The organism is Streptomyces sp. NPDC044719 (genome assembly GCF_056433405.1).
Genome location: NZ_JBWKHE010000004.1, coordinates 508,533 through 534,739, shown reverse-complemented (window position 1 = coordinate 534,739; position 26,207 = coordinate 508,533). Strand labels below are relative to the sequence as shown.

Sequence of the window (26,207 nt, the reverse complement as noted above, 5' to 3'; positions counted from 1 at the left end):
GGCGGCCCATGGATCACCTCACCGATCGCACGCTGCGGGCACTCGGCCTGGCAGAGGCGCCGCGCGAGCATCCGCTGCTGTATCCGGGCGCGTGGCCGGCCGACTCCGGGCTCCTCGACGGGGACCGTTTCCTGCCGCCGACACGGCTGGTGTACGAGGACCGCACCCCGGTCCTCGCCATCGGCTCCAACGCCTCCCCGGGTCAACTGCGCCACAAGATGGCCGAGTTCGGGATCATGTCCCCGCTCCCGATGGTGAAGACCCGGGTGCGGGGTGTCGACGCGGGCGTCTCGGCGCATGTGAGCCGCATGGGGTACGTGTCCGCCTCGCCCGTCAGCGCCCCGGACACCGTGCGGGAGCTGTTCGTCCTCTGGCTCGACGACGAGCAGCTCGCGGTGATCGACGCGAGCGAGGGCGCGCCGATCCCGAACGGCAACTTCAACCGTGCCTGGCTGCCCGCGCCCGATGTGCGGATCGACCTCGCGGACGGCACCCGGCTGCCCGGCGCGTACGCGTACGTCAACCGGCACGGGGTCCTGCACGACGGCACCGGCGCGCCGCGCACCCACCCGGGCCAGCGGGCGCTGCTCACCGAGTTGCTCTCCGGCCTCCCGCGGTTCCGGGAGCTCTTCGGTGTCGTGCCCGAGGAGTTCAGCGCGCGGGCCCGCGGCGACCGGCGGCTGTGCGAGCGGGGCACGCGGCTGTTCATCGAGGAGAAGCTGGTGACCGCCTCCGGCCTGGAGCGGTACGTCGGCTCCGGGCCGACGGGGTCTCAGCAGACCGGGAGCCCGGGGACCGGTGCGTCGTTGTCGCCGCCCTTCACGTAGACATCGCTGACCCAGACGTCCGTGTTGCCGCTGTCGTCGTCGGTCTTCGCCCACCAGACGTTGGTCCAGGGGCCGTCCGTCTCGCGGCGGCCCAGGTTCTGCTGGCAGTAGAAGTAGTTGGTGCCCGCCTTGAGGACACCGACCTTGGTGCCGGAGGCGGTGTAGGAGTCGGCGGTCTTCCAGACCTGGCAGTTGTACTTGCCGCCGCCGATGGCGTGGCAGGCCGGTTCGGGGGCCGGGGTGGTCGGGCCGCCGCTCGTCCCGCCATCGCCGGAACCGCCTGCGGTGTCACCGCCGCCGGAGGTGCCCGCTGTCCCTCCCGTCGTACCGCCGGAGGACTTGGCGGGGGCCGGGGTGGCCGCCCCGCCGCTGGGCTCGGGGTCCTTCGTGTCGCTGGGCTTCTTGGACGGGGCTTTGCCCTTCTCGTCGCCCTGCTGGGTGGGCCGGGGAGCGTTCGAGCCGTCGTCGGTGCGACCGGGCTCGGAGGAGGCCGCGGCATCCGCGCGGCCGGCGTCGGTGCGGGCGCCCGCTTTCTTGCCGTCGGAGTCGCTGAGCACGGCGGCCGTGACACCGGCGGCGGCGAGAACGACGGTGGCGGCCGCGGCGGCGAGCAGGGCACGGGACTTACGGCGGGACGGACGGCCGGAGTTCACCGGACCCGTGGGGGCCGAGGCGCCGGCGGGTGAGGCGCCGGGGGCTGTGCTACCCGGGTCGGCCGGCCCGAAGCCGTGCGGACCGGGTCCCGAGCCGTACGGGCCGGACTCTGAGCCGGCCGCCCCGGAAGGCCCGGCGGCTCCGAGGGCCGCGGGCGTCCCGGAGCCGGGTGTGGCGGGGGCCTCGTCCGGCCCGGCGGTGCCCGGCCGCACGGGCTGTGGCGGTCCGAACCCGGGCGGTACGGCCGGAACACTGCGCTCCGTCTCCGGGCGCGGGGGCGAAGGCGAGGGCGATGCCGCAGGGTCGCGCAGCGGAGATGTCGGCGTGTCCGTACCGCCCGAGTCCGCCACCGACTGGAGCAGCTCCCGGGCCCGGTCGGCCTCCGGGCGGGCCTCGGGGCGCTTGTCCATCAACTGCTGGAGGACGGGGCCGAGAGCGCCGGCCCGCACGGGCTCCGGCAGCGGCTCGGTGACGATCGCGGTGAGCGTCGAGAACGTGGACGTACGGCGGAAGGGTGAGGCCCCCTCGACGGCCGCGTACAGCGTGGCGCCCAGGGCCCAGATGTCGGAGGCGGGGCCCGGGTCGGAGCCCTGGGCCCGCTCGGGGGCCAGGTAGTCGAGGGAGCCGACGAGTTCGCCGCTGCGGGTCAGGTGGGTGGCCGAACCGTCGCCCGGGTCGTCCATGGTGGCGATGCCGAAGTCGGTGAGGACGACCCGGCCCGAGCGGTCGAGCAGGATGTTGCCGGGCTTCACGTCTCGGTGCAGGACGCCCGCCCGGTGGGCGGCGGACAGGGCGTCCATGACCTTGGCGCCGATCCCGGCCGCCTCACGCGGGTCCAGCGTGCCGCGTTCGCGCAGGACGTCGTCCAGGGACGGCCCGTCGACCAGTTCCATGACGATGAGCGGCCGGCCGTCGACCTCCGCGATGTCGTGCACGGCGATGACGCCGGAATGGCGCACCCGGGCCGCCGCCCGCGCCTCGCGCTGCATCCGCAGTCGCAGACCGGCCAGTTCCGAGCCGCCCACATCGGTGTAGGTGCGCAGTTCCTTGACGGCGACCTCGCGGCCGAGGATCTCGTCGACGGCCTTCCAGACGACGCCCATGCCGCCGCGTCCCAGCTGGGCCGTGACGCGATAGCGCCCTGCCAGCAACCGGCCGGCTCCCTCGGTCTGCCCGTGCTCCCCCGTTGACACCGCTGCCCCGTTCCTGTGACCCCGCTGGATCCACCGACACGCCAGTACGTGGCGTACAGAGTACGGGGCGGCGATGGCGACGACAGCCTGTGGTGACGGCTGTGACAGGGCCGGTACGTGCCTCCGGCCGTGTGCGGGAAACCGTCAGGCGGAGGCCGTCAGGTCCGCCCGCCTGGGCGTCGCGAAGCTCTCCAGGTCGGCGCGGGTCAGGCCGGTCAGCCGCGCGACCTCGCCGATGTCGAGGGCGCCGCAGTCCAGGCCGCGCAGCAGGTAGCCGCTGAGGGCCTTGGCGGTGGCGGGCTCGTCCATGACGTCGCCGCCGGTGCGGTTCGCGTAGCGGGCGAGACGGGCGGCGGCCTGCTCGTAGCCCTCGCGGTAGAAGGCGAAGACGGCCGCGTACCGGGTCGGGATGTGGCCGGGGTGCATGTCCCAGCCCTGGTAGTAGGCGCGGGCCAGGGCGCGTCGGGTGAGTCCGTAGTGCAGGCGCCAGGCGGCGTGCACCTTCTCGGTGGGGCCGACGGGCAGCACATTGGTGGAGCCGTCCGAGACGCGTACGCCGGTGCCGGCCGCCGCGACCTGCATGACGGCCTTGGCGTGATCCGCCGCGGGGTGGTCACTGGCCTGGTGGGCGGCGGAGACGCCGAGGCAGGCGCTGTAGTCGAAGGTGCCGTAGTGCAGGCCGGTGGCGCGGCCCTCGGCGGCCTGGATCATACGGGCGACGGTGGCGGTGCCGTCGGCGGCGAGGATGGACTGGCTGGTCTCGATCTGGATCTCGAAGCCGATCCGGCCGGGCTCCAGGCCGTGGGTCTTCTCGAAGGCGTCCAGCAGTCGCGCCATGGCGGTGACCTGCTCGGCGTAGGTCACCTTGGGCAGGGTGAGCACCAGTCCGCCGGGCAGGCCGCCGGCCTCCATCAGGCCGGTGAGGAAGATGTCGAGGGTGCGGATGCCCCGGTCGCGTACGGGCGCCTCCATACACTTCATCCGGATGCCCATGTACGGGGCCGCGGTGCCGTCCTCGTAGGCTTTCGCGATCAGCCGGGCGGCGCGGGCGGCGGCCTCGTCCTCCTCGGCGTCGGGGCGGGTTCCGTAGCCGTCCTCGAAGTCGACGCGGAGGTCCTCGATCGGCTCGCGCTCCAGCTTGGCGCGCACGCGCGCGTGGACGGGTTCGGCCAGTTCCTCGGCGATTCCGAGGACGGCGGCGAAGGACGCGGCGTCCGGGGCGTGCTCGTCGAGGGCCGCCAGGGCGCTCTCGCCCCAGGAACGCACGGTGTCGGCGGCGAAGACGTCGCCGGGTACGTAGACGGTGTGGACGGGCTGGCGGGTGCCGGGGTCTCCGGGGTAGCGGCGCTCCAGTTCGGCGTCGACCACCGCGAGGGAGGCGCTGATCTCCTCGCTGACGGCGCCCGCGAGGCTGGTCGCCACCTTCTCCTGCTGGCCCTGACCCATTCCGAGACCCTCCTATTTTCCACTGTGCGGAATCAATAATCCGTAGAGCGAAGTTATCGGCCGACCTTCGTCCTGGTCAACACCGTCTTGAAGTGGGATTCCCATCCTTCACCCTTGATCACTGCCGACCCGCCCTCATCTTCCGTATTTAGAAGGCAAGCTTCATCCTGACGTGCAAGGGGAGGGAGACCACGTGCCGAACGAGGTCCGAGTGACGCGCCGCCACGGGCTCAAGGCAGCGGCGGCCGCCGCCATCGCAGGACCGCTGCTCACCACCGCGGGCCCCACACAGCCCGCTTCCGCCGGCGAGCACCCGGGCGCCCTGGACGTCATGACGTTCAACGTGCGCTTCGGGACCGTCGTCGACAAGACACCGCGCTGGGAAGTGCGCCGGCCGGTGATGCGAGAACTGCTGCGCCGCGAGCGACCGCACCTCATCGGCATCCAGGAAGGGCTCTACCGGCAAGTGCGCGCGATCGAGAAGGATCTCGGCGGGCACTACGACTGGATCGGCACCGGACGCGGGGGCGGCAGCAAGGACGAGTTCATGGCGGTCTTCTATGACACGCGCAGACTCGAGCCGATCGAGTTCGATCACTTCTGGCTGTCCGACACCCCGTACACGATCGCCTCGAACACCTGGGGCGCGGACTGGCTGCGCATGGTGACGTGGGTCCGGTTCGCCGATCTCGCCCACGGGGGACGGGAGTTCTACGTCCTCAACACCCACCTGGACAGCGTCAGCCAGTACGCCAGGGAACGCTCGGCGGGGCTCATCGGCGAGACGATCGCCGGGTGGGACCGGTCGTTACCGGTCATCGTCACCGGAGACTTCAACGCGGCCGCCCACGACAACCGGGTGTACGACCTCATGCTGGACATCGGGCTGGTGGACGCCTGGGACGCGGCGGCCGCGCGGGGCCCGGCATACGGGACGCACCACGGCTACCGGGAGCTCAGGCCCGGCGGGCGGCGCATCGACTGGATCCTCACCACGCCCGGGGTGACCACGCACTGGGCCGGGATGAACACCTTCAGCAGGGACGGGACGTACCCGAGTGACCACCTGCCGGTGCAGGCCTCGATGACCCTGGGATGAGAAAAAGGCCCCCGTGACCGCTCGCGCGGTCACGGGGGCCTTCTGCAGCCGGAGCCGATCAGCCCTTGCGGGTCTTGATCTCCTCGGTGAGGGCGGGGACGACGTCGAAGAGGTCGCCGACGATGCCGTAGTCGACGAGGTCGAAGATCGGGGCCTCGGCGTCCTTGTTGATCGCGACGATGGTCTTCGAGGTCTGCATGCCGGCGCGGTGCTGGATCGCACCGGAGATGCCGGAGGCGATGTACAGCTGCGGCGAGACGGACTTACCCGTCTGGCCGACCTGGTTGGTGTGCGGGTACCAGCCCGCGTCCACCGCGGCACGCGAGGCACCGACAGCGGCACCGAGGGAGTCGGCGAGCGCCTCGATGATCGCGAAGTTCTCCGCGCCGTTGACGCCACGGCCACCGGAGACCACGATCGCGGCCTCGGTCAGGTCCGGACGGCCCGTCGACTCACGCGGGGTGCGGCCGGTGACCTTGGTGCCGGTGGCCTGCGCGGAGAAGGACACGGACAGCGCCTCGACCGCGCCGGCGGCCGGGGCGGCCTCCACGGCGGCGCTGTTGGGCTTGACCGTGATGACCGGGGTGCCCTTGGAGACACGGGACTTGGTGGTGAAGGACGCGGCGAACACCGACTGGGTGGCCACCGGGCCGGAGTCGTCGGCCTCGAGGTCGACGGCGTCGGTGATGATGCCCGAGCCGATACGCAGCGCCAGACGGGCGGCGATCTCCTTGCCCTCGGCGGAGGACGGCACCAGCACGGCGGCCGGGGAGACGGCCTCGTGCGCGGCCTGGAGGGCGTCCACCTTCGGTACGACCAGGTAGTCGGCGTACTCGGCGGCCTCGTGGGTGAGGACCTTCACCGCACCGTGCTCGGCGAGCGTGGCGGCGGTGTCGGCGGCGCCGTTGCCCAGCGCGACGGCGACCGGCTCGCCGATACGGCGGGCCAGGGTCAGCAGCTCCAGGGTGGGCTTGCGGACGGCGCCGTCCACGTGGTCGACGTAGACGAGAACTTCAGCCATGGGACTTCTTCTCTCCTGCTTGCGAAAGATGAGGGGCGGTCAGCGAATGCCGGGCTCAGATGAACTTCTGGCCCGCGAGGAACTCAGCGAGCTGCTTGCCGCCCTCGCCCTCGTCCTTGACGATCGTGCCCGCGGTACGGGCCGGACGCTCGGCCGCGTTGTCGACCGTGGTGTAGGCACCCTCGAGGCCGACCTCCTCGGCCTCCAGGTCCAGGTCGGACAGGTCCCAGGACTCCACCGGCTTCTTCTTGGCCGCCATGATGCCCTTGAAGGAGGGGTAACGGGCCTCGCCCGACTGGTCGGTCACCGACACGACCGCCGGCAGGGAGGCCTCGAGGCTCTCCGTGGCGGCGTCGCCGTCGCGGCGGCCCTTGACCGTGCCGTCCTCGACCGACACCTCCGACAGCAGGGTGACCTGCGGGACGCCCAGGCGCTCGGCGAGCAGCGCGGGGACGACGCCCATGGTGCCGTCGGTGGAGGCCATGCCGGAGATGACCAGGTCGTAGCCGGCCTTCTCGATGGCCTTGGCCAGGACCAGGGAGGTGCCGATGGCGTCGGTGCCGTGGATGTCGTCGTCCTCGACGTGGATCGCCTTGTCGGCGCCCATGGACAGCGCCTTGCGCAGGGCGTCCTTGGCGTCCTCGGGGCCCACCGTCAGGACGGTGATCTCCACGTCGTCGTCGGAGTTCTCGGAGATCTGCAGCGCCTGCTCGACCGCGTACTCGTCGAGCTCGGAGAGCAGACCGTCCACGTCGTCCCGGTCGACGGTCAGGTCATCGGCGAAGTGCCGGTCGCCAGTGGCGTCGGGCACGTACTTCACAGTGACAACGATCCTCAAGCTCACGCCGGCTCTCCTACTGCATCGTCATTTCTCGGCTGCCTACTTGCAGGCAGCATAGGCGCCTCAAGCGGCCGATTCCGGTCGGGGCGACCCACGCTCCGAGCGAAATATTACTCGTCAGTACACCTAGTTCGTTCCCGCTAAGCAAGCGCTTTGAACTGTGACCTTCGCAACGCAGCGTAACCGGAACTCGACGGTCCCGCAGCCCGGGGGCGCACCCCTCAGTCGGGCAGTCTCTGGAAACGCCCCTGGTGGTAGAGGAGCGGACGGCCGGTGCCCGTGGGGTCCCCGTGCAGGACCTCGGCGAGCACGAGCCGGTGGTCTCCGGCGGGCACGCGGGCGACGACCCGGGCCACCAGCCAGGCGAGCACGCCGTCGAGCAGGGGGACGCCCTCGGGCCCCTCCCGCCAGACGGTGGGCGGGGCGAAGCGGTCGGCTCCGTTACGGGCGAAGGTGGCGGCCAGCTCCTGCTGGTGCTCGCCGAGGATGTGGACGCCGACATGATCGGTCGCCGCGATCGCGGGCCAGCTGGAGGAACCGGTGCCGACGCCGAAGGACAGCAGGGGCGGTTCGGCGGAGACGGAGGCGAGGGAGGTGGCGGTGAAGCCCACCGGGCCGGTGTCGCCACGAGCGGTGATCACGGCGACTCCCGCCGCGTGCCGCCGGAAGACCGAGCGCAGAAGGTCGGGCGTGGCGAGAAGGTCCGAAGGCATGCGGTCAGGCTGACGATAAATGGTGTGCGCAGTCAAGTTCGTTTCGTGATGTGGGAGATGGCTCACTGGCGCACCCACCGGCCGTGTCGGCACCTCACACCGCCTCCCCCAGCGCGGCGATCACATCGGCCTTGCGCGGCTGCCCGGTGGCCCGCCGCACCACCTGGCCGTCGGCGTCGAGGACCAGCACGGTCGGGGTCTTGAGGATGTCCAGCCGCCGTACGAGGTCCAGATGGGCCTCGGCGTCGATCTCGACGTGGGTCACTCCAGGGACGACCCCGGCGACCTCTCCGAGGACCCGCCGGGTCGCGCGGCAGGGCGCGCAGAACGCGCTGGAGAACTGCACGAGCGTGGCCCGCTCGCCGAGTTCCGCGCCCAGTTCCGCCGCACCGAGCCGCTTGCCGTCGTCGCGCCCGCGCACCCGCACTCTCCCGCTCCGCCGCCGTCGCAGCACTCCGTAGGCGCTCGCCGCCGCGAGCACCAGTACACACACCACCAGTCCGGTCATCACCTGCTTCAAGCGTTCACGAGACCGCAAAGATTCCCGCCCTCTCAACGGCGCCGCGTTGCGGAATGCTTGGTTCCTATGGACATCGATGCGAGAGGGCCGCGTTTCGGCGCGGCCGTGACGACCGTCGTCCTGGCGGTCGTTCTGGTCACGGGGAGCGCCTGGCTGCTGGCCTGGCAGACGCTGGCGTTCCTGCTCGGCGCGGCGGGCGGGGTGAGCCGGTCCCCCTACGGCCTGCTGTTCGCCAAGGCCGTACGGCCGCGGCTCGGGCCGCCGACCGAGTTCGAGGCGCCCGAACCGCCGCGTTTCGCCCAGGCGGTGGGGCTGCTCTTCGCCGGGCTCGGGCTCGTCGGCTACACCCTGGGGCTCGACTGGCTGGGACTGGCGGCGACGGGAGCGGCGCTCGCGGCGGCCTTCCTGAACGCCGCCTTCGGATACTGCCTGGGCTGCGAGTTGTACCTGCTCGTGCGGCGGATGGCGGTGCGCGCGGAGTAATGCGGAGTAATACGGGCGTAAAAGCACGAGGTGGGATCGCGCGGCGACGTGACGAGAATCTCCTCTCCGGCGGGCACGAGGACTGGCTACCCGGCCGTTCTTCGGGCACGATCTGCGACAAGCCGTAAACCTACGGCTGCGTAACTTTCCGCTGGGAATCCCTTCCCAGGCAGAGCAGGAAGGGTCCGACCCGCCCATGGCAGAGCTCGTCTACCGTCCCGTCGTCGGTTTCGCCCGCACGCTGTTCAAGGTGTGGGACCTCAAGATCGACCTCCAGGGTTCGGAGAACATCCCGCGCTCGGGCGGCGCCGTGCTGGTGAGCAATCACATCAGCTACCTGGACTTCGTCTTCGACGGCCTGGCGGCCCTGCCGCAGAAACGACTCGTACGTTTCATGGCGAAGGAGTCCGTCTTCCGGCACCGGATCTCCGGCCCGCTGATGCGCGGCATGAAGCACATCCCGGTGGACCGCAAGCAGGGCGAGGCGGCCTACGCGCACGCCCTGGACTCGCTGCGTTCGGGTGAAATCGTCGGGGTTTTCCCGGAGGCGACGATCTCGCAGTCGTTCACGCTGAAGAGCTTCAAGTCGGGCGCCGCGCGCCTGGCGCAGGAGGCCGGCGTCCCGCTGATCCCGATGGCGGTGTGGGGGACGCAGCGGCTGTGGACGAAGGGCCACCCCCGGAACTTCAAGCGCAGCCACATCCCCATCACGATCCGGGTCGGCGAGGCGATCGAGGCTTCCCGCGACAAGTACGCGGGCGCGATCACGCGTCAGCTGCGCGAGCGCGTCCAGGAGCTTCTGGAGGCCGCCCAGCGCGCCTACCCCGTGCGCCCGAAGGGTCCGGAGGACACCTGGTGGATGCCGGCCCACCTCGGCGGCACCGCACCCACGCCGGAGCAGGTGCGGGCGGCGGAGGCGCACTGACCAGGTGCCTCACAGCACGGTGGGGAGCGTCTCCCACAAGTGGGGCCGGTCACGGGCCGAAGTGAGAGCGTCGAGCACGACCGGGTGAGGCGCGGCATAGAGGACCGGACAGTCCGTTTCACCGGACGCCGGATCGGGCGTGAAGGCGAGCCGCTCGGCGTCGAGGGAGAACCGCGCGTCCACACCCGGCTTGTTGCCCCGGGGGTCCTGCCGGTGCCACGCGCCGTTGAACCGCACGGCGACCAGACCGTGCACCACCTCCAACTGCTGGTAGCACAACGCGGTCGGGATGTCCTCGGCCCGTAGCAGCGCCGCGAGCGCGTGGGCCTTGGCGTAGCAGATTCCGGTGCCCTGCTCCAGGACGTCGGAGGCGCGCCAGGTGACGCGGAGGTCGCCCGAGTCCTGCGAGTGCGGAATGGTGTCGCGCACGAATTCGAAGGCCGCCTGCGCATACTCATACGAGTCCCCCACACCCTTGGCCAGCTCGGCCGCTGTGGCGCGAACGAGCGGATGACGATGGTCGATCACCTCGTCAGCGGCCAAGTAGGCGGAGAGGTCTGGGGTTTCCTGGATCAGCTGCATACAGACAGAGCCTAGGGAGGAGATCACTCCCCGGTCAATGCATTTTCCGTTGGGCGCATATTTATGCAGCGCTGCGGAGAACGGCTGAACACCGCCGCAACCACTCGCCCGGCCGCAACCCTTCCCCCGCGCCACCGGTCTCGGCCTCCGCAGATCTGTAACTAGGGGGAAGCCATGAAGGACCCACACCGCCTGCTCGGCGCCGCGCTCGTCTCCTGCGCCCTGGCGGCGGCCGGAGTCGCTGCCGTGCCCGCGTACGCCATGGAGAACCAGCTGTGGATCAACGCACCGTACGAGACGGTGCTGCCCGGTGCGGACGCGAACGCTGACGCGCGTGCCCGCACCCTGGCCGTGCAGGTCAGCCGCGACGTCGCCGACGGCAGCCTGCCGGCCGGGCGACTGACCGTCGACGTGAGCGAGATCGCCTCGTTCGCGCGGGTGTCGTGGCCCGCGAACTGCGTGCCCGAGTCGGACGTCCAGGCGGTCTGTGCCGTCCCGGAGATGCCGGCGGGGACGGACACCGTGCAGGCCGCCACGTTCGAACTGCGCGCGCTGCCGGGCGCGGACGTCGGCGCTTCGGGATATGCCCGCTACTCGGCCACCGCCGGAGAGGCGACGTCCCACCCGGGTGAGACCCGGGTGGGCGTGGGCAACGGGCCGGACCTCGGGCTCAGCCAGGCCGACTGGCAGCGAGACCTCAGGCCGGGCTCGGAGACGAGCGTGCGGGCGACGCTGTCCAACAGCGGCAACCGCACCGCCGAGCGCACCCTGCTCTGGCTCAACGCCTCGTACGGCCTGCGCTTCAAGGAACGGCACGCGAACTGCGAGTACCGGGAGCACGAAACCGGCACCTCCGCCCTCTGCGTGCTGGACGAGGCGGTGGCGCCCGGGCAGGAGTACGCGCTGAAGACCGGACTGGGCGTCGGGCGCAAGGCGATGTACGAGCGGTTCGACCACTCCGTGCATCCCTACTCGGACGAGGCGCTCGCGGAGATGCGCGGCGAGTGGACGTGGACCCGGGGCACGGGGTCCGAGCTCGACCTGCGTCCGGTGACCGCCGCCGGGGCCATGGCGACGGACCCCGACATCGATCCCCAGGACAACTACCGGGCCGTCGTCCTCGATGCCCGGAACACCGCCGACCTGAAGCTCACCGGCAGCAGGGTGAGCGGTGGCGCCGGTGACACCGTGACCGCCCGTGTCACCGTGCACAACCGCGGCCCGGCCTGGGTGGCGTCGCTGGGCGTGGGCGCGTCCGTGGCCACGGTGAGGTTCCGGGCGCCGGAGGGCACCACGGTCGTGCTCCCGCCGGAGGCGGAGTGCTGGACGCAGCCGGAAGAGCCGGAGGAGGGGTCCGTCACGACCTACTTCTGCCGGACGCCCATCTACCTGCACGACAAGGCGTCGTACACCTTCGAGATTCCCTTGCGGATCGACCGTGTGGTGCGCGGGGCACGCGCCACGGTCGTCACCGTCAACGACGATCCCGAGCTGAGCATCAGGGAGTTCGACCCGAACCTGCGCAACAACAGGACGGAGATCGTCGTCAACCGGTGAACGGCACGGGTCAGCGGGCCATCTCCTCCTTGAGCGCCGCCACGAACGTGTCCACGTCCTCCTCGGTCGTGTCGAAGGCGCACATCCAGCGGACGTCGCCCGCGGCCTCGTCCCAGAAGTAGAAGCGGAACCGCTTCTGCAGACGCTCGCTCACCTCGTGCGGCAGGCGGGCGAACACCGCGTTGGACTGCACGGGGTAGAGGATCTCCACCCCGTGCACGGCGCGTACGCCCTCGGCGAGGCGCTGGGCCATCTCGTTGGAGTGGCGGGCGTTGCGCAGCCACAGGTCCCGGGCGAGCAGGGCCTCCAGCTGCACCGACACGAAACGCATCTTGGAGGCGAGCTGCATGGACAGCTTGCGCAGGTGCTTCATATGGCTGACGGCGTCCTGGTTCAGGACCACGACGGCCTCGCCGAAGAGGGCGCCGTTCTTGGTGCCGCCCAGGGAGAGGAGGTCGACGCCGGCGGCGTCGGTGAACGTCCGCATCGGGACGTTCAGGGTGGCGGCGGCGTTGGCCAGCCGGGAGCCGTCCAGGTGCACCTTCATGCCGTGCGCGTGGGCGTGCTCGCAGATGGCGCGTATCTCGTCCGGCGTGTAGGCCGTGCCCAGTTCGGTGGTCTGGGCGATGGAGACGACCTGCGGCATCGCGCGGTGCTCGTCGTCCCAGCCGTACGCCTGCCGGTCGATCAGCTCGGGGGTGAGCTTGCCGTCGGGCGTCGGCACGGTGAGCAGCTTCAGGCCACCGACCCGTTCGGGGGCGCCGCACTCGTCGACGTTGATGTGCGCGCTCTCGGCGCAGATCACCGCGCCCCAGCGGTCGGTGACCGCCTGGAGGGCGACGACGTTCGCGCCGGTGCCGTTGAAGACCGGGAAGGCCTCGGCCGTGGTGCCGAAGTGGCTGCGGACGACGCTCTGGAGGTTCTCGGTGTACGCGTCCTCGCCGTACGAGACCTGGTGCCCGCCGTTGGCCAGGGCCAGGGCGGCGAGCACCTCCGGGTGGGCGCCGGCGTAGTTGTCGCTGGCGAAACCGCGGACTTCCGGGTCGTGATGGCGGCGCGCGTCGGTCTTCGGCGGGTTCACGGCTTCTCGGTGAGCCACAGACGGTTTCCGTTCACTTCGGCGGCGGGCTTGTCCCAGACACCCACGACGGCCTCGGCCAGATCCTTGACGTCGGTGAAGCCCGCGAACTTCGCGTTGGGTCGCTCGGCGCGCATCGCGTCGTGCACCAGCGCCTTGACCACCAGGATGGCAGCGGCGGACGTCGGGCCCTCGGCGCCCCCCGCCTTGCGGAAGGCGTCGGCCAGCGCGAGCGTCCAGGCCTCGGCGGCGGCCTTGGCGGCGGCGTACGAGGCGTTGCCCGCGGTCGGCTTGGTGGCACCGGCCGCGCTGATCAGCAGATACCGTCCGCGCTCGCTGCGCTGCAGGGCCTCGAAGAAGGCCAGCGACGTGTGCTGCACGGTGCGGATCAGCAGCAGCTCCAGGAAGTCCCAGTCGTCGAGACTCGTCTTGATGAAGGTCTCGCTGCCGCGCCAGCCGCCCACCAGGTGGACCAGGCCGTCGACGCGGCCGAAGTCCTTCTCGATGTGAGCGGCCCAGTCACGGGTGGACTGGAGGTCCAGCAGGTCGACGGGCTCACCGGTGACGGCCGCGCCGCCCGACGCGTAGCGGGCCGCGTCCACGGCCTCCGCGAGCCGCTCGGGATCGTTGTCGGCGGCGGCGACGGTCGCCCCCGCCTCGGCCAGTCGCAGCAGCGCCGCCCGGCCCGCGGGCCCGCCCGCGCCGGCCACCGCGATCACCGCACCGCTGAGAGCTCCGTTCCCCGCCATCTTCTTCGCCTCCTGAGCAGTGTTCTCGGTTCCGCGGAGGTTTCCGCCGCTCACGCGGCGATCCGCTCGGCGCCGTCCGCCGTGATGCCCTTGGTGGAGGCGATCACGTTCTTCAGCTTCTTGGACAGTGCCTCATAGAACATGCTCAGCGGAAACTCGTCCGGAAGCACGTCATCGACGAGTTTCCGGGGCGGCTGCGTCACATCCAGGGCCTCCGGGCCCTTGGCCCACTTCGAGCCGGGGTGCGGGGAGACGTACGTGGAGACCAGCTCGTATCCGGCGAACCAGTGGACGAGCTTGGGGCGGTCGATGCCGTCGCGGTACAGCTGCTCGATCTCGGCGCACAGCTGGTTGGTGACCTGCGGGGCACGCTCCCAGTCGATGGTCAGCTTGTTGTCGGTCCAGCGGACGACGTCGTGCTTGTGCAGGTAGGCGAAGAGGAGCTGGCCGCCGAGACCGTCGTAGTTGCGCACGCGCTCACCGGTGACCGGGAAACGGAACATACGGTCGAAGAGCACCGCGACCTGCACGTCACGGGCCTGCGGGACGCCCTCGCCCGACAGCTTCACGGCCTCCTTGAAGGCGGTGAGATCACAGCGCAGCTCCTCCAGGCCGTACATCCAGAACGGCTGGCGCTGCTTGATCATGAACGGGTCGAAGGGCAGGTCGCCGTGGCTGTGGGTGCGGTCGTGGACCATGTCCCACAGGACGAACGCCTCCTCGCAGCGCTTCTGGTCGTGGACCATCGCGGCGACGTCCTCGGGCAGCTCGAGGCCCAGGATGTCGACCGCGGCGTCGGTCACCCGGCGGAAGCGGGCGGCCTCGCGGTCGCAGAAGATGCCGCCCCAGCTGAACCGCTCGGGTGCCTCGCGCACGGCGATGGTCTCGGGGAACAGGACGGCGGAGTTGGTGTCGTAGCCGGCCGTGAAGTCCTCGAACTTGATGCCGCAGAACAGCGGGTTGTCGTAGCGCGTGCGCTCCAGTTCGGACAGCCAGTCCGGCCAGACCATGCGCAGCACGACCGCTTCGAGATTGCGGTCCGGGTTGCCGTTCTGCGTGTACATCGGGAAGACGACCAGGTGCTGGAGGCCGTCCGCGCGGCTCGCCGCGGGCTGGAAGGCCAGCAGGGAGTCGAGGAAGTCGGGCACCTGGAAGCCGCCGTCGGCCCAGCGGCGCAGGTCCTTGACCAGGGCCTCGTGATAGGCGGCGTCGTGCGGGAGCAGCGGGGAGAGCTCCAGTACCGCGTCGGCGGCCCGGCGGACGGCCAGCTCGGCGTCGGCGGCATCCGGCGCGCCCTCGGCGTCGAAGTCGATCGACCCGTCCTTGGACTGCCATGGCCGGATCCGCTCCACGGCATCCTTGAGCACGGGCCATGCCGGGTGCTCCACCACCCTGGCCACGGGAGGAACCAGGCCCTCCGAACCCACCTGCACAAGAATTTCCGTCATGTCCCACCTTCCACGGGAGAATCTCGCGTACCTCGACCGTATACACACGAGGTTCCTCCCAGCAAGGGCAACCTCCGAAAATTATCCTGCCTCACACGGGGCTTCGCCGCACTTTTTCCTGCCGGTCATGCTTCTGCCCGCATGTGCGCCGACCATGCCCTCGCCCTCTGCAGAGGGCGGGTACAGGCGATACGGTCCAGGTGGGCCGTAAGGCCCCCAGTGCCGCCTGTCGACGGAAGAGAGTCGCGTCTTGAACTTCCTCACCATTGGTCACCGCGGAATCATGGGTGTGGAACCCGAGAACACCCTCCGGTCCTTCGTCGCCGCCCAGGAGGCCGGCCTCGACGCCATCGAACTCGACCTGCATCTGAGCAAGGACGGCGCGCTCGTCGTCATGCACGACACGGACGTGGACCGCACGACCGACGGCAGCGGGCCCATCGCCGAGAAGACCCTGGCCGAGCTGCGCGCCCTGGACGCGGGCAGGGGCGAGCGGGTGCCGGTCTTCGAGGAGGTTCTGGAGGCCGTCCAGTCACCGCTCCAGGCGGAGATCAAGGACGCGCAGGCGGCACGGGCGCTGGCCGAGGTGATGAACCGGCGCGGACTGGCCGGCCGGGTGGAGGTGTCCTCGTTCCATGACGAGGCGATCGCCGAGATCAAGCCACTGGTGCCGGGTGTGCGCACCGCGCTGATCGCCAGCCGCTACGGCACCGACATCGTGGACCGCGCCGTCGCGGTCGGCGCCGAGACCGTCTGCCTGAACATCCGGCGGCTCACCCTGGAGATCGTGGAGCGCGCCCGCAAGGCCGACCTGAAGATCATCGGCTGGGTGGTCAACACACAGGACCATCTGCGGCTCGTCCGGGCGTTCGGCCTGGACGGCGCGACCACCGACCACCCGGACATCAAGCGCACGGGCCGTTTCACGGCCTAGCCGAGCTCCTTGACCAGCAGCTCGAACTTCAGGTCGTCGCGCTGGGGGATGCCGAAGCGCTCGTCGCCGTACGGGAAGGGGGTCATCCGTCCCGTACGGCGGTAGCCGCGCCGCTCGTACCAGGCGATGAGGTCGTCGCGCACGGATATCACGGTCATGTGCATCTCCGTCACGCCCCACGTGGCGCGAGCCAGGCCCTCCGCCTCCGCGATGATCACCTTGCCGAGGCCCGCGCCCTGGAGCCTGGGGCTGACCGCGAACATCCCGAAGTAGGCGTGGTCGCCGCGGTGCTCGAGCTGGCAGCACGCGACGATCCCGCCGTCCCGCTCCACAGTCAGCAACCGGCTGTCCGCCGACTTGATGACGGCCAGCACGCCCTCCGGGTCGGTCCGCTGCCCTTCGAGAATGTCCGCCTCGGTGGTCCACCCGGCCCGGCTGTCGTCACCCCGGTACGCGGACTCGATCAGCGCGACGAGCTCGTCCACATCGGCGTCGGTGGCATGGCGGAAGGTCAGTCCGGTGGCGGCGGTGTCGGCGGTGTCCATGGGCGTACGTCTCCGTTTCGGGGCGCGGCTCGGGCATGGACGAGAGTAGCGCCGCCACTAGGCTCTCGTGCATGGTGCATGTACTCAGCAGCCGGATCCTGCTCCGCCCGTCCGACCCCGAGCGGTCCCGTGCCTTCTACGGCGAGCAGCTGGGCCTCGCCGTCTACCGGGAGTTCGGCACGGGTCCCGAGCGCGGCACGGTCTACTTCACGGGCGGTGGCTTCCTCGAGGTCGCGGGCCGGTCCGAGACTCCCCCGTCGCCCACCGTGCGGTTGTGGCTCCAGGTCGACGACGTGGTCGCGGCGGAGGAGGAGCTGCGGGCGAAGGGCGTCGAGATCGTACGGCCGCCGGTGAAGGAGCCGTGGGGTCTGGTCGAGATGTGGACCGCGGACCCGGACGGGACGCCGATCGTGCTGGTCGAGGTCCCGGCGGACCACCCGATGCGGTTCCGGCCCGGCATCTGAGGTCACCCGGGGCGGTGCTCCCAGCCCCGGTCGGTGCGGGTGAGTTCGCGGAAGCCCGCGCCCGCCAGGAGGTCGAGCCTGGCGCTGTCGGCGGCCGTTTCGTAAGCGACGAGCCGGTCGACGCCGCACAGGCGGAGCCAGTCGGCGGCCTGGGCCAGAAGCCAGTGCTCCAGGCCGGTGCCGTGCTGCGCGGGGTCGACGTGGAGGTTGCCGATGTCGGCCAGGCCCGCGGCGCGGGCGTGCCGCTCGGGGCGGGCCAGGGCCGTGTCCACCTCGACGAAGCCGAGGGCGCGCGCGTCGGCGCAGGCCGTGAAACGGGTGCCGCACTCCCCCAGCGTGCGTTCGACCGTGACACCCGGCCGGGGTTCGTGCGCCGGCAGGTCGGCGACCCGGGCGATCAGGATGACCTCGGTGTCGCCGACGTGCTGGAATCCCGCGCGTTCGTAGACGGCCCGGATGTGGGGCCAGTTGCGGGGCAGGCCGTGGACGAGCGGGGCGGGCAGCGCGCCGTCGGCGTACCGGACGCGGACGTTCCAGCGGGCGAGCTGTGCCAGGCAGGCCCGCATCAGCAGGTCGGCCGCCCGGTCGGCGTCCGGCCAGTGCGACGCCGCCGGGCGGTGGACGAACCAGTAGATCTCGGCGCTGTCCCGATAGGTATCGCCGACCTCGGCGTCCGCGCGGTAACGGAGCAGATGGGCCGCGGCGACGACGCACTGTCGCTGCTCGGCGACGAGCGTCGTCCGCTCGGCCACCCACGGGTCGGTGATGAACTCGCCGGGCTGCCGCTCCAGGCCGCCGAGGACGGTGTTCACGGAGACGGAGACGCCGGGGACGACCGCCGCCACGTGCATGTTGACCAGGTCGGTGAGCTGGTCGCGGTCGGCTCGGCGGAAGGGGCGCACCTCGAGTGCGGGCATGGGGTACCTCCGGTCGGGTGAAGGAGCTGGAGGCCGCCACGCGGTGCGGTACGGGGTGAGGGTACGTCGGGGCCGGTCCGGCACACCAGTGGGTTTCCCGGATGGCAGGGAGCCCCGGGCGCGGCTTAGCGTGCTGGAGGGAGCTGCCTCGCCGCTCGCGGAAGGAACGCCATGAAGCTCGACGCACCGGTGACCGGCGGGCCCTGCTGGACCGAGCTGGGGACCAGTGATCTCCGGGCGGCGCAGCGGTTCTACACGCGGCTGTTCGGCTGGCGTCCGGAGACCGATCCGCGCCAGGAGGCGGGCGGCTACACCGTCGCGCACCTGGGGGAAGCGGCCGTCGCCGCGCTCACCCCGCTGTACCAGCCGTCGCAGCCGGTCGCGTGGAACGTGTCGTTCGCGGTGACCGACGCGGACGCCACGGCGCGTGCGGTGACGGGGGCGGGCGGGGTGGTGCTGTTCGGCCCGATGGACGTGTTCGACGTGGGCCGTTTCGTGGTGGCCGCCGACCCGGGCGGTGCCGTGTTCCAGCTGTGGCAGGCGGGGACCTTCCCGGGCGCGGGGCTGTTCAACGCGCCCGGTTCGCTGGGTTGGGTGGAGCTGTTCACGCGGGATCCCGAGCAGGCCGTCGCCTTCTACACACGGGTGTTCGGCTGGAGCGTCAACGCCTCGGAGCGGTACCCGCGGTGGGGCGTCGGCGGTGCGGACTTCGGCGGGATGGTGTCCATGGACGACAAGTTCCCGCCGGAGGTGCCGGCGCACTGGCTGCCGTACTTCGCGGTGGCGGACGTGGACGCCGCGACCGCTGTAGTCCAGCAGCACGGCACCGTCCTGATGGTGCCGACCTCCGTGCCCGACGGGCCGCGCATCGCGGTGCTGCGGGACCCGCAGGGGGCGATGTTCGGCGTGTACCGGGCGGGCGGGGACGGCTGGGGCGACGGTGGGTGAGTCCCGGGGGCGTGGCTTGCGCTGAAGTGCGCTCCAGCTCCTAGCGTGGTGCGTACGACCTGCCGCCCGGAGGGGAAGAGACCGTGCGTTACACACTGTTCGGCAAGACCGGTCTGCGCGTGAGCGAGCTGAGCCTCGGCGCGATGACCATCGGCGACGACTGGGGCTGGGGCGCCGGCAAGGAGGCCAGCGCCCGGATCGTCGACGCGTACGCGGAGGCGGGCGGCAACTTCATCGACACCGCCAACAACTACACCGACGGCAGCTCGGAACGCATCCTCGGGGAGCTGCTGGAGGACCGGCGCGAGGGGTTCGTGCTGGCGAGCAAGTACACCTGCGGTATCCGCGACGGCGATGTCAACGCCGCGGGCAACCACCGCAAGAACCTGGTCCAGTCGGTGGAGGCGAGCCTGGAGCGGCTGCGCACCGACCGGCTCGACGTGCTGTGGGTGCACGCGCGGGACAACTTCACACCGGTCGAGGAGGTCATGCGGGCGCTGGACGACCTGGTGCGCGCGGGCAAGGTGCTGTACGTCGGTGTCTCGGACTGGCCCGCCTGGGAGATCGCCCAGGCCAACACGCTGGCGGAGCTGCGGGGCTGGACCGCGTTCGCCGGATCCCAGTTGCGCTACAACCTGCTGGAACGGACGCCCGAGCGGGAACTGCTGCCCCAGGCCCGGGCGTTCGACCAGGCCGTGTTGCTGTGGGCGCCGCTGGCGGCCGGAAAGCTGACCGGCAAGTACCGCAGGGGTGAGGCGGGGCGGCTGGACACGACGGGCGGCGACGTCGACCCGCGCGAGGAGGCGGTGATCAGCGCCGTCCTGGAGGTCGCCGAGCAGGGTGGCTGGAGTCCGGCCCAGGTGGCGCTGGCCTGGCTGCTGGCCCGGCCGGGCAACGTGGTCCCGATCATCGCGGCGACCAAGGAAAGCCAGCTCGCCGACAACCTGGGCAGCGTCGACGTCCGCCTGGACGAGGACGCCCTCGCCCGCCTCGACGAGGTGAGCGCGGTACCGCTCGGCTTCCCGCACGACTTCGTCCGCGAACCGGCCATCACCCGCAACATCTACGGCGACCGCTGGCCGGCCATCGACGACCGCCGCTCCACGCACCGCCGCACGGCACACGAGATCCTCTGACCGCCGGCCGGCCCGGCACCGGCCCCTCACCGAGCGGAGGCGCGGCCCTCCGCCGACCGGCCTCCGTCCGCCGCCGGATGCCCTCCCTTGGCCGCCGTTGCCCCGGAGTGATGTGCCCGCAGAACCAGGCGGTCCCGCCGGGCACGGCACCCGGACACCGCCGACCGGCCGCGCCCGGTCCGGGCCCGACCGGCAGGGACGCGGCCCGACCGCTCCGTCCCAAGCCACCGCCCGTATACCGGCTCAGGCCCGGAGCACGCCCAGGCGGCCCTCCAGTTGGCCGAGCAACTCTCCGAGCAGGGCTGCGAGTTCACCCTGTTCGGGGGCGTCAAGGCCGGACAGAACCGCTGTCTCGTAGGCGAGCTGGGCGGGCAGGACGCCGTCGACGACTTCGCGTCCGGCGTCGGTGAGGCGGAGGTGCGCGACGCGGCGGTCGCGGCTGTCGCTCCGGCGTTCCACCAGGCCGCGTTCGGTCAGCTGCTTGAGGCGTTTGGTGACGGCGGCGCCCGAGGAGAAGGTCTCCCGAGCCAGTTCCCCGGGGGTCAGTTCGTGCCCGGTGCGGCGCAGCGCGCCCAGCAGATCGAACTCCGGGCGGCTCAGACCCGCCCGGCGCAGCGGCGCGTCCTCGGCCTGCTGCAGGAGGGCGGCACAGCGGTTGATCCGGCCGATGACCTCCATCGGCCCGGTGTCGAGCCCGGGGTGCACGGCCTGCCACTGCCGCACGACACCGGCAACGGTGTCACCCCGCCGGCCACCGGCCGGGGCGCCTTCGGCCGCGGGGGCCTGGTCGGCGGACTCTCCTCCGGCCGTGCGGGTCCCGTCGGCTGACCGCCGGCCGGGGGACTGCTGCCCGACCGCGGGGGCATCGCCGGCCGGTTCCCCTCCGGCCGTTTGAATCCCATCGGCTGACCGCCGGTCAGCGGGCTGCTCCCCGACCGCGGGGGCATCGCCGGCCGAATCCCCTCCGGCCGTTTGAATCCCGTCAGCTGACCGCCGGTCAGCGGGCTGCTCCCCGACCGCGGGGGCATCGCCGGCCGAATCCCCTCCGGCCGCCCTCGTCCGGCCAGCCGTACGGCCCTCGGCGAGGTCGTCGCCCGTCCGTTGGGCAGCCCCGGACGTCGGCTGCGGACCGGGTCCCGGGTCGTCCCCTGTGGGCGATGGTCCTTCCGTCGCCGTCATGGCCGTGCGTCCTCCGTCTCCGTGCCCGTGCCCCGCTCCGGGAGCAGCCCCTGGCGTCGTGCCGTAGCGGCGAGCGTACGGTGTCCGGACTGTTCGGCGAGCACGACCCGCTCCTGGGGCAGGGCGCGCTGCCACCATTCGCCGGCCGCGGCGTCGGCGGTGGCCCGCAGATCGGCCAGGGCGACGGCGAGGCCGCGGCGGGCCGACTCCAGGGCGGCGGTGCCGGGGTCCGGCTCGGCCAGGAGGCGGGCGGCGTGCTCGCGAGTCCGGTCGGCGGTGGCCAGCGCCCGTTCGACACGGTCGCCCGCCCGCCGGTTGGTGACGGCCACGGCGGCGACGAAGCCGGCCAGGGCGCCTACGACGGTGTCCACGACGCGCTCCGTCATCAGCTCGCCGGGCTCCTGAAATCCGGCGAACTCGGTGATGAGCAAGGCCATGGGGGTCACGCAGACACTGCCGAGCCAGTAGTTGCGGCTGATCAGCACCTCGGCGCCGAAGCTGAACGCGAGGCAGCACAGGACGAGGACCGCCTGGTCCAGGTGCGCGAGCGGCGCGACGGCCGCGAAGACCAGCACGCCGACGACGTTGCCGACGACCCGCTGGACGGCCCGGCTCCAGGTGAGGGCGATGTTGGCCTGGTAGAGCGAGGCGGCGGTGACCAGGGCCCAGTAAGGGCGGCCGATTCCCAGGGCGAGGGAGGCGTAGCCGGCGAGTGCGCAGCCGAGCGCGGTGCGCACCGCGAGCGGGGCCAGCGGGCCGAGCCGCGCCCAGAGGGAGCGGGCCGCGTCCACACCGAGGAGTTCGTCGGCGGCCGCCGGTGGCAGACCGGCCTGCGGGACGGGCCCGGTACCGCGCAGCGCGCGGGCCCACGCACGCAGCCGGTCGGCATCCGACTCCGCCGGCGCCGCGAGGGCGACCTCGGCCCGCACGACGAGCCGTTCGAGAGCACGCCGGGTCCGGGAGGGTGCGCCGGTGGACAGCAGTGACTGCCAGGCGGCCTGGACGGCGGCGTAGCCGGCGGCACGGGCCTGGGCACGGCCCTCGCCCGTGCCGCCCGTTTCGGCGTAGGCGGCCGCGGCCATCAGCGCACTGGCGGTGGCGCGGCGTTCCGGACCGTGCGGCCGGACGAGTGCGGGCGCCATGCAGACCAGCCAGGCCCAGGCACCCGTCGCGGCGGCCAGGGCCAGATGGCCGGGGACCCGGTCGAGGGTCTGCGGCGCGAACAGCGAGGCGGAGCTGACGAACGTGAGGACGACATTGCCCGGCGGCCCGACCCGGGTGGCGTCGCACAGCACCTTCTGAGCGGCGGCCAGCAGGGCACCGACCGTGACCAGCACGACGGCGCTGCCGGTGAGTGAGGCGGCGACCAGGGCGACGGCGAGTCCGCCGAGCATGCCGAGCACCACCCACACCAGGGTCCCGGCCCGGGCGGCGTAGGGGCGGTTGTGGGCGTACAGCGCGCACAGGGACCCGGCCATCGTGTACATCGCCAGGTCGAGCCGGCCGAGCGCCAGGAGGGTGAGGTTGGGAGGGGCGATCGCCGCGACCACGCTCAGCGCGGGCTTGAACCAGATCTCGGAGGGCCGGCCGACGCGCAGCACGCCCGCCAGCGGGAGTCGCCGGGCGGGAGGGGAGGTGGGGGTGGGGTTCGCGCTGCTCATTCCCATAAGGTTAGCAGGTGTTTTACTCGTAAAACATACTCGGCGGACATACGCGCTCACCTGCTGTGCTCCGTCGAATGCTCCCCGTGTACACCCTTGCGCTCGCGTGCGCGCCGCATGGCCGGGGCATCGAATGACCGACTGTCGAGCGGGGAGGTGCGCGTGCACGGACCGGCTTCGTCCGGCTGGCTGCTGGTGGCGCTCTGCGCGGTGACCGGCGCCTACTGCCTGGTGCGGATGCGCAGCGGCGGTGAGGCGCTGATGGGGTTCGGGATGGCCGCGATGGCGGTTCCGGCGGCGGTGTTCTCCCCGCCCTCGTGGGCCTGGCTCGCGTACGCGTCCGTGTTCGGGGCGGCCGCGGTCCACGCGCTGTGGGCGGCACGGGCCGGGGCCCACCATCTGCACCATCTGGCGGGAGCCGCGGCGATGGTCTACATGTCCGTCGTCATGGCCGGCTCTCCCGCACACGCGCACGGTCAGGGCGGATCGGGAGTTCCGCTGCTGACAGGGGCGTTGCTGCTGTACTTCGCCGGATACGTGCTGCTGACCGGCGTCCGGCTGGTGCCGGTGCCCGCCGTGGCCGGGAGCGGGGCCGCGAGCGGCGGGTCCGCCGGCTGGGGCGACCGGCCGGAGCTGGCACGGGCCTGCCGGCTGTCCATGGGGATCGCGATGGTGGCGATGCTGCTGACGCTGTGATCCGTTGCCTGCGTCACTTTGGCGGCGCAAGTCGTACCCCTGGGCGGCGCCGCGCTCATAGGCTGCCTCCCATGATGCTCCCCGCGGCACTGTTGCTGCTCGGCGCCCTGACCGCCGTGGTGGCTCCCCGGCTGCTCGCCCGGGCGGACTGGCCCGATCGCGAGCCGGTGGTGGCGCTGTGGGCGTGGCAGTGCGCGGTGGCGGCCGTGCTCGTGTGTTGTGCGCTGTCGATGACGCTCAGCGCGGCGGCGGCCTGGCACGCGGTCGGCGGGCATGTCTTCGCGACGGCGCCGAGCGCCGCCGTCGAGGCCTATGCCCTCGGTACGGCGGGCCCTTGGGCGGCGACCACGGCGGTGGCGCTGGCCTGCGGCGGTCTGTGGAGCGCGGCGATGCTGGTCCGCGAGGTCGGCCGGGCGCGCGCCCGGCGCCGCAGCCGGCGCGCCGATCTGCTGGTCCGGGCCCCGCTGCTGCCGGGCGAGGTGGCCGTGTCCGGCCGGCTCGTCGTCCTGGAGAGCGAGCGGCCCGACGCCTGGTGGCTGCCCGGCACCCCGCCTCAACTGGTCGTCACCACGGCCGCGTTGCGCCGGCTGAAGGGACGACAGCTGGACGCCGTGCTCGCCCATGAGCAGGGGCACGCGCGGGCCCGGCACGACTGGCTGCTGAACTGTTCCTCCGCCCTGGCGGGCGGCTTTCCGCAGGTGCCGGTGTTCGCCGCGTTCCGCGACGAGATGCACCGCCTGGTCGAACTCGCCGCCGACGACACGGCCTCCCGCCGCTTCGGACGTCTGACCACGGCCCTGGCCCTGGTCGAACTGAACGAGCACCGCGGTGTGTTCGGCCCCTGCCCGACGCCGCAGGCCCATGTCCCGGCGCGGGTGCACCGCTTGCTCACCCCTCCGGACCGGCTGACCGCCGCACACCGTCTGCGGCTGACGGCGGCGGCAGCGCTGGTGCCGGTGGTGCCGGTGTTGCTGGCGTTCGTACCGGGGCTGCGGGCGCTGGGATAGCCGGCGCGTGGGACACGGGCGCGGGCTGCAGATGTGGCCGAAGTCCGTGGTTTGGGATCCGAAGATCACCACCGCACTGGATCCGGAGCCCCGGATTCGGCGAGGATCGCATCATGCACACCTCGTCCGTGGACTCCCCGCCCCGTCCCGAGCACCGCACCGCCGCCGGTTCCGCCGGCGTCCTGGCCCTGTGCTCGGCTCTGCTGCTGACCCTGGTCGCGGTCAGATGGAGCCCGTTGATCACCACGGACAAGGACATCTCCGGCACCACCCACCGCTGGGCGGTCGACGAAGCCGGCATCACCCAGGCGTTCCGCATCCTGACGGACTGGGTGTGGGACCCGTGGACGATGCGTCTGCTGTGCGCGGCGGTCGTCGTCTGGCTCGTCGTGCGGCTCGCGGCGCGCTGGACGGCCGTGTGGCTGGCGCTGACCGTCACGCTGGGCACGCTGCTCCAGCAGGGCCTCAAGGCGGCTGTGGACCGCCCACGTCCGGTCTGGCCCGACCCGGTCGACTCGGCCCACTATTCGGCCTACCCGTCGGGTCACGCCATGACCGCCACGGTCGTGTGCGGCCTCCTGCTGTGGCTCCTGCACCGTCACGGTGTGAGCCGTGCCGTGTGGCGTACGGCCCTGAGCGTGGCCGTCGTCTCCGTGATCGGGGTCGGGCTGACCCGCGTCTGGCTGGGTGTCCACTGGCCTTCGGACGTGCTGGGCGGCTGGCTGCTGGGCGCGACGGTGGTGGCCCTGGCGGTGTGGGTGCACCAGCGCGCCGGCATCCGTGAACACCCGCGGGAGTCAGGCGCGCCCTCGTAGGATCACCCCATGACCGCCGTGCTGTTCGACTTCTCCGGGACCCTCTTCCGTGTCGAGTCCACCGACTCCTGGCTGCGCGGCACCCTGGCCGGGACCGCGATCCGGCTCGCGGAGGCGGAGATGGCCGCCGTGGCGCGGGCGCTGGAGGCCGCGGGGGCGCTGCCGGGCGGTGGCGATCCCGCCCGGGTGCCGGAAGAGCTGGCCGAGGCCTGGCAGATCCGGGATCAGAGTGCCGAGCTGCACCGGGCCGCGTACACCGGCGTCTCCCGCCAAGTCACACTGCCCGACCCGGCATTGCACGACGCGCTGTACGACCGCCACATGGACCCGGCCGCGTGGGCCCCGTACCCGGACGCCGTCGAGGTGCTCCGTGCGCTGCGCGAGCGGGGCATCCCGGTCGGCGTGGTCAGCAACATCGGCTGGGACCTGCGCCCGGTCTTCCGCGCACACGGCCTGGATCCCTACATCGACGAGTACGTCCTGTCGTACGAGCACGGCATCCAGAAGCCCGACCCGCGGCTGTTCGCCGCCGCCTGCGAGGCGCTGGGCGCCGATCCGCGCCGGACGCTCATGGTCGGCGACGACCGCAGGGCGGACGGCGGCGCCACTGCTCTGGGCTGCGGGGTGCACTTCGTGGACCATCTGCCGGTGACCGACCGGCCGGACGGGCTGCGGCCGGTCCTGGACCTGGTGAGCTGAGGGTCGCACCGCCCGAACAAGCAGCCCGAGGCGACCATCCGGTCCTCTGCTCGCCCGCCTCGGACGATCC

The 26,207-nt window shown here is 71.9% G+C and carries 27 protein-coding genes; 13 read left to right on the top strand and 14 right to left on the bottom strand.

All coding sequences use genetic code 11. From position 1 onward, the window contains the following. The first annotated feature begins 8 nt into the window (after nucleotides 1-8). Nucleotides 9-827: a hypothetical protein gene (locus tag AC07DF_RS18425; RefSeq protein ID WP_478971887.1), complete on the top strand. Its 819-nt coding sequence runs from the start codon at nucleotides 9-11 to the stop codon at nucleotides 825-827. Here the strand turns inward: AC07DF_RS18425 and AC07DF_RS18420 are convergent. Next, nucleotides 773-2,674 carry a serine/threonine-protein kinase gene (locus AC07DF_RS18420; protein WP_478971885.1) on the bottom strand — a complete coding sequence of 634 codons (1,902 nt, stop codon included), beginning with the start codon at nucleotides 2,672-2,674 and terminating at the stop codon, nucleotides 773-775. The genes AC07DF_RS18425 and AC07DF_RS18420 overlap by 55 nt on opposite strands. A gap of 144 nt (nucleotides 2,675-2,818) precedes the next feature. Then, on the bottom strand, nucleotides 2,819-4,120 hold the full coding sequence (locus AC07DF_RS18415; protein WP_478971883.1) for a DUF6986 family protein: 1,302 nt from the start codon (nucleotides 4,118-4,120) through the stop codon (nucleotides 2,819-2,821). Between the two features lie 193 nt (nucleotides 4,121-4,313). On the opposite strand from AC07DF_RS18415, the gene AC07DF_RS18410 reads away from it, so the two are divergent. Continuing rightward, on the top strand, nucleotides 4,314-5,219 hold the full coding sequence (locus tag AC07DF_RS18410; protein ID WP_478971881.1) for an endonuclease/exonuclease/phosphatase family protein: 906 nt from the start codon (nucleotides 4,314-4,316) through the stop codon (nucleotides 5,217-5,219). A 58-nt stretch (nucleotides 5,220-5,277) separates the two neighbouring features. On the opposite strand, the gene AC07DF_RS18405 is transcribed toward AC07DF_RS18410, so the two are convergent. The 4 genes from AC07DF_RS18405 to AC07DF_RS18390 all read right to left on the bottom strand — a co-directional run bounded on the left by AC07DF_RS18405 (nucleotide 5,278) and on the right by AC07DF_RS18390 (nucleotide 8,302). Then, complete coding sequence (locus AC07DF_RS18405; protein WP_478971879.1) at nucleotides 5,278-6,240, bottom strand: electron transfer flavoprotein subunit alpha/FixB family protein; 963 nt, start codon at nucleotides 6,238-6,240, stop codon at nucleotides 5,278-5,280. A 55-nt stretch (nucleotides 6,241-6,295) separates the two neighbouring features. Next, complete coding sequence (locus AC07DF_RS18400; RefSeq protein ID WP_478971877.1) at nucleotides 6,296-7,084, bottom strand: electron transfer flavoprotein subunit beta/FixA family protein; 789 nt, start codon at nucleotides 7,082-7,084, stop codon at nucleotides 6,296-6,298. Nucleotides 7,085-7,302: 218 nt separating this feature from the next. Beyond that, nucleotides 7,303-7,794: a flavin reductase family protein gene (locus AC07DF_RS18395; protein ID WP_478971876.1), complete on the bottom strand. Its 492-nt coding sequence runs from the start codon at nucleotides 7,792-7,794 to the stop codon at nucleotides 7,303-7,305. A gap of 94 nt (nucleotides 7,795-7,888) precedes the next feature. Next, entirely contained in the window at nucleotides 7,889-8,302 is a 414-nt protein-coding gene (locus AC07DF_RS18390; protein ID WP_478972729.1) for a thioredoxin family protein, read from the bottom strand. A gap of 78 nt (nucleotides 8,303-8,380) precedes the next feature. Between AC07DF_RS18390 and AC07DF_RS18385 the strand changes: the two genes are divergently transcribed. Next, a complete protein-coding gene (locus AC07DF_RS18385) occupies nucleotides 8,381-8,797 on the top strand; it encodes a DUF4395 domain-containing protein (RefSeq protein WP_478971874.1) in 417 nt (138 codons plus the stop codon). A gap of 196 nt (nucleotides 8,798-8,993) precedes the next feature. Further along, complete coding sequence (locus tag AC07DF_RS18380; RefSeq protein ID WP_478971872.1) at nucleotides 8,994-9,722, top strand: lysophospholipid acyltransferase family protein; 729 nt, start codon at nucleotides 8,994-8,996, stop codon at nucleotides 9,720-9,722. A gap of 9 nt (nucleotides 9,723-9,731) precedes the next feature. Here the strand turns inward: AC07DF_RS18380 and AC07DF_RS18375 are convergent, their stop codons facing one another. Beyond that, on the bottom strand, nucleotides 9,732-10,304 hold the full coding sequence (locus AC07DF_RS18375) for a transglutaminase domain-containing protein (RefSeq protein WP_478971870.1): 573 nt from the start codon (nucleotides 10,302-10,304) through the stop codon (nucleotides 9,732-9,734). A gap of 174 nt (nucleotides 10,305-10,478) precedes the next feature. On the opposite strand from AC07DF_RS18375, the gene AC07DF_RS18370 reads away from it, so the two are divergent. Then, nucleotides 10,479-11,861 carry a hypothetical protein gene (locus tag AC07DF_RS18370; RefSeq protein WP_478971868.1) on the top strand — a complete coding sequence of 461 codons (1,383 nt, stop codon included), beginning with the start codon at nucleotides 10,479-10,481 and terminating at the stop codon, nucleotides 11,859-11,861. Nucleotides 11,862-11,871: 10 nt separating this feature from the next. Here the strand turns inward: AC07DF_RS18370 and AC07DF_RS18365 are convergent, their stop codons facing one another. From AC07DF_RS18365 to AC07DF_RS18355, 3 genes are read right to left on the bottom strand one after another with little or no spacing between them, the layout of a single operon-like run. Next, the gene (locus tag AC07DF_RS18365; protein ID WP_478971866.1) at nucleotides 11,872-12,942 is read right to left on the bottom strand and encodes a threonine aldolase family protein; all 1,071 of its coding nucleotides are present in this window, start codon (nucleotides 12,940-12,942) and stop codon (nucleotides 11,872-11,874) included. Then, complete coding sequence (locus AC07DF_RS18360) at nucleotides 12,939-13,688, bottom strand: SDR family NAD(P)-dependent oxidoreductase (protein ID WP_478971864.1); 750 nt, start codon at nucleotides 13,686-13,688, stop codon at nucleotides 12,939-12,941. The genes AC07DF_RS18365 and AC07DF_RS18360 overlap by 4 nt, the downstream gene beginning before the upstream one ends. Nucleotides 13,689-13,738: 50 nt before the next feature. Then, nucleotides 13,739-15,136: a DUF6421 family protein gene (locus AC07DF_RS18355; protein WP_478971862.1), complete on the bottom strand. Its 1,398-nt coding sequence runs from the start codon at nucleotides 15,134-15,136 to the stop codon at nucleotides 13,739-13,741. A 250-nt stretch (nucleotides 15,137-15,386) separates the two neighbouring features. Between AC07DF_RS18355 and AC07DF_RS18350 the strand changes: the two genes are divergently transcribed. Beyond that, a complete protein-coding gene (locus AC07DF_RS18350) occupies nucleotides 15,387-16,070 on the top strand; it encodes a glycerophosphodiester phosphodiesterase (RefSeq protein WP_478971860.1) in 684 nt (227 codons plus the stop codon). Here AC07DF_RS18350 and AC07DF_RS18345 read toward each other — a convergent pair. Next, entirely contained in the window at nucleotides 16,067-16,615 is a 549-nt protein-coding gene (locus AC07DF_RS18345) for a GNAT family N-acetyltransferase (RefSeq protein ID WP_478971858.1), read from the bottom strand. The genes AC07DF_RS18350 and AC07DF_RS18345 overlap by 4 nt on opposite strands. Nucleotides 16,616-16,686: 71 nt before the next feature. Between AC07DF_RS18345 and AC07DF_RS18340 the strand changes: the two genes are divergently transcribed. Then, nucleotides 16,687-17,079, top strand: coding sequence for a VOC family protein (locus AC07DF_RS18340; protein WP_478971856.1), 393 nt, complete (start codon nucleotides 16,687-16,689; stop codon nucleotides 17,077-17,079). Nucleotides 17,080-17,081: 2 nt separating this feature from the next. Here AC07DF_RS18340 and AC07DF_RS18335 read toward each other — a convergent pair whose 3' ends face one another. Continuing rightward, nucleotides 17,082-17,996: an N-acetyltransferase gene (locus AC07DF_RS18335; RefSeq protein WP_478971854.1), complete on the bottom strand. Its 915-nt coding sequence runs from the start codon at nucleotides 17,994-17,996 to the stop codon at nucleotides 17,082-17,084. A gap of 171 nt (nucleotides 17,997-18,167) precedes the next feature. Here AC07DF_RS18335 and AC07DF_RS18330 point away from each other — a divergent pair, with 171 nt between their 5' ends. Both AC07DF_RS18330 and AC07DF_RS18325 read left to right on the top strand, forming a co-directional pair. Then, entirely contained in the window at nucleotides 18,168-18,944 is a 777-nt protein-coding gene (locus AC07DF_RS18330; protein ID WP_478971852.1) for a VOC family protein, read from the top strand. An 83-nt stretch (nucleotides 18,945-19,027) separates the two neighbouring features. Beyond that, nucleotides 19,028-20,080: an aldo/keto reductase gene (locus AC07DF_RS18325; RefSeq protein WP_478971850.1), complete on the top strand. Its 1,053-nt coding sequence runs from the start codon at nucleotides 19,028-19,030 to the stop codon at nucleotides 20,078-20,080. Nucleotides 20,081-20,323: 243 nt separating this feature from the next. Here the strand turns inward: AC07DF_RS18325 and AC07DF_RS18320 are convergent, their stop codons facing one another. Then, nucleotides 20,324-20,803 (bottom strand): MarR family winged helix-turn-helix transcriptional regulator, encoded by a 480-nt coding sequence (locus AC07DF_RS18320; protein WP_478971849.1) that lies wholly within the window; start codon nucleotides 20,801-20,803, stop codon nucleotides 20,324-20,326. 452 nt (nucleotides 20,804-21,255) lie between these two features. Next, nucleotides 21,256-22,920 (bottom strand): FUSC family protein, encoded by a 1,665-nt coding sequence (locus tag AC07DF_RS18315; protein WP_478971848.1) that lies wholly within the window; start codon nucleotides 22,918-22,920, stop codon nucleotides 21,256-21,258. Between the two features lie 162 nt (nucleotides 22,921-23,082). Between AC07DF_RS18315 and AC07DF_RS18310 the strand changes: the two genes are divergently transcribed. From AC07DF_RS18310 to AC07DF_RS18295, 4 genes are all read left to right on the top strand, one after another. Continuing rightward, entirely contained in the window at nucleotides 23,083-23,616 is a 534-nt protein-coding gene (locus AC07DF_RS18310) for a DUF5134 domain-containing protein (RefSeq protein ID WP_478971846.1), read from the top strand. Between the two features lie 71 nt (nucleotides 23,617-23,687). After that, entirely contained in the window at nucleotides 23,688-24,623 is a 936-nt protein-coding gene (locus AC07DF_RS18305) for a M56 family metallopeptidase (RefSeq protein WP_478971844.1), read from the top strand. Nucleotides 24,624-24,736: 113 nt separating this feature from the next. After that, complete coding sequence (locus tag AC07DF_RS18300) at nucleotides 24,737-25,438, top strand: phosphatase PAP2 family protein (RefSeq protein WP_478971843.1); 702 nt, start codon at nucleotides 24,737-24,739, stop codon at nucleotides 25,436-25,438. A 9-nt stretch (nucleotides 25,439-25,447) separates the two neighbouring features. Then, nucleotides 25,448-26,137, top strand: a complete 690-nt coding sequence (locus AC07DF_RS18295; protein WP_478971841.1) for an HAD family hydrolase — start codon at nucleotides 25,448-25,450, stop codon at nucleotides 26,135-26,137. The last annotated feature ends 70 nt before the right edge of the window (nucleotides 26,138-26,207 follow it).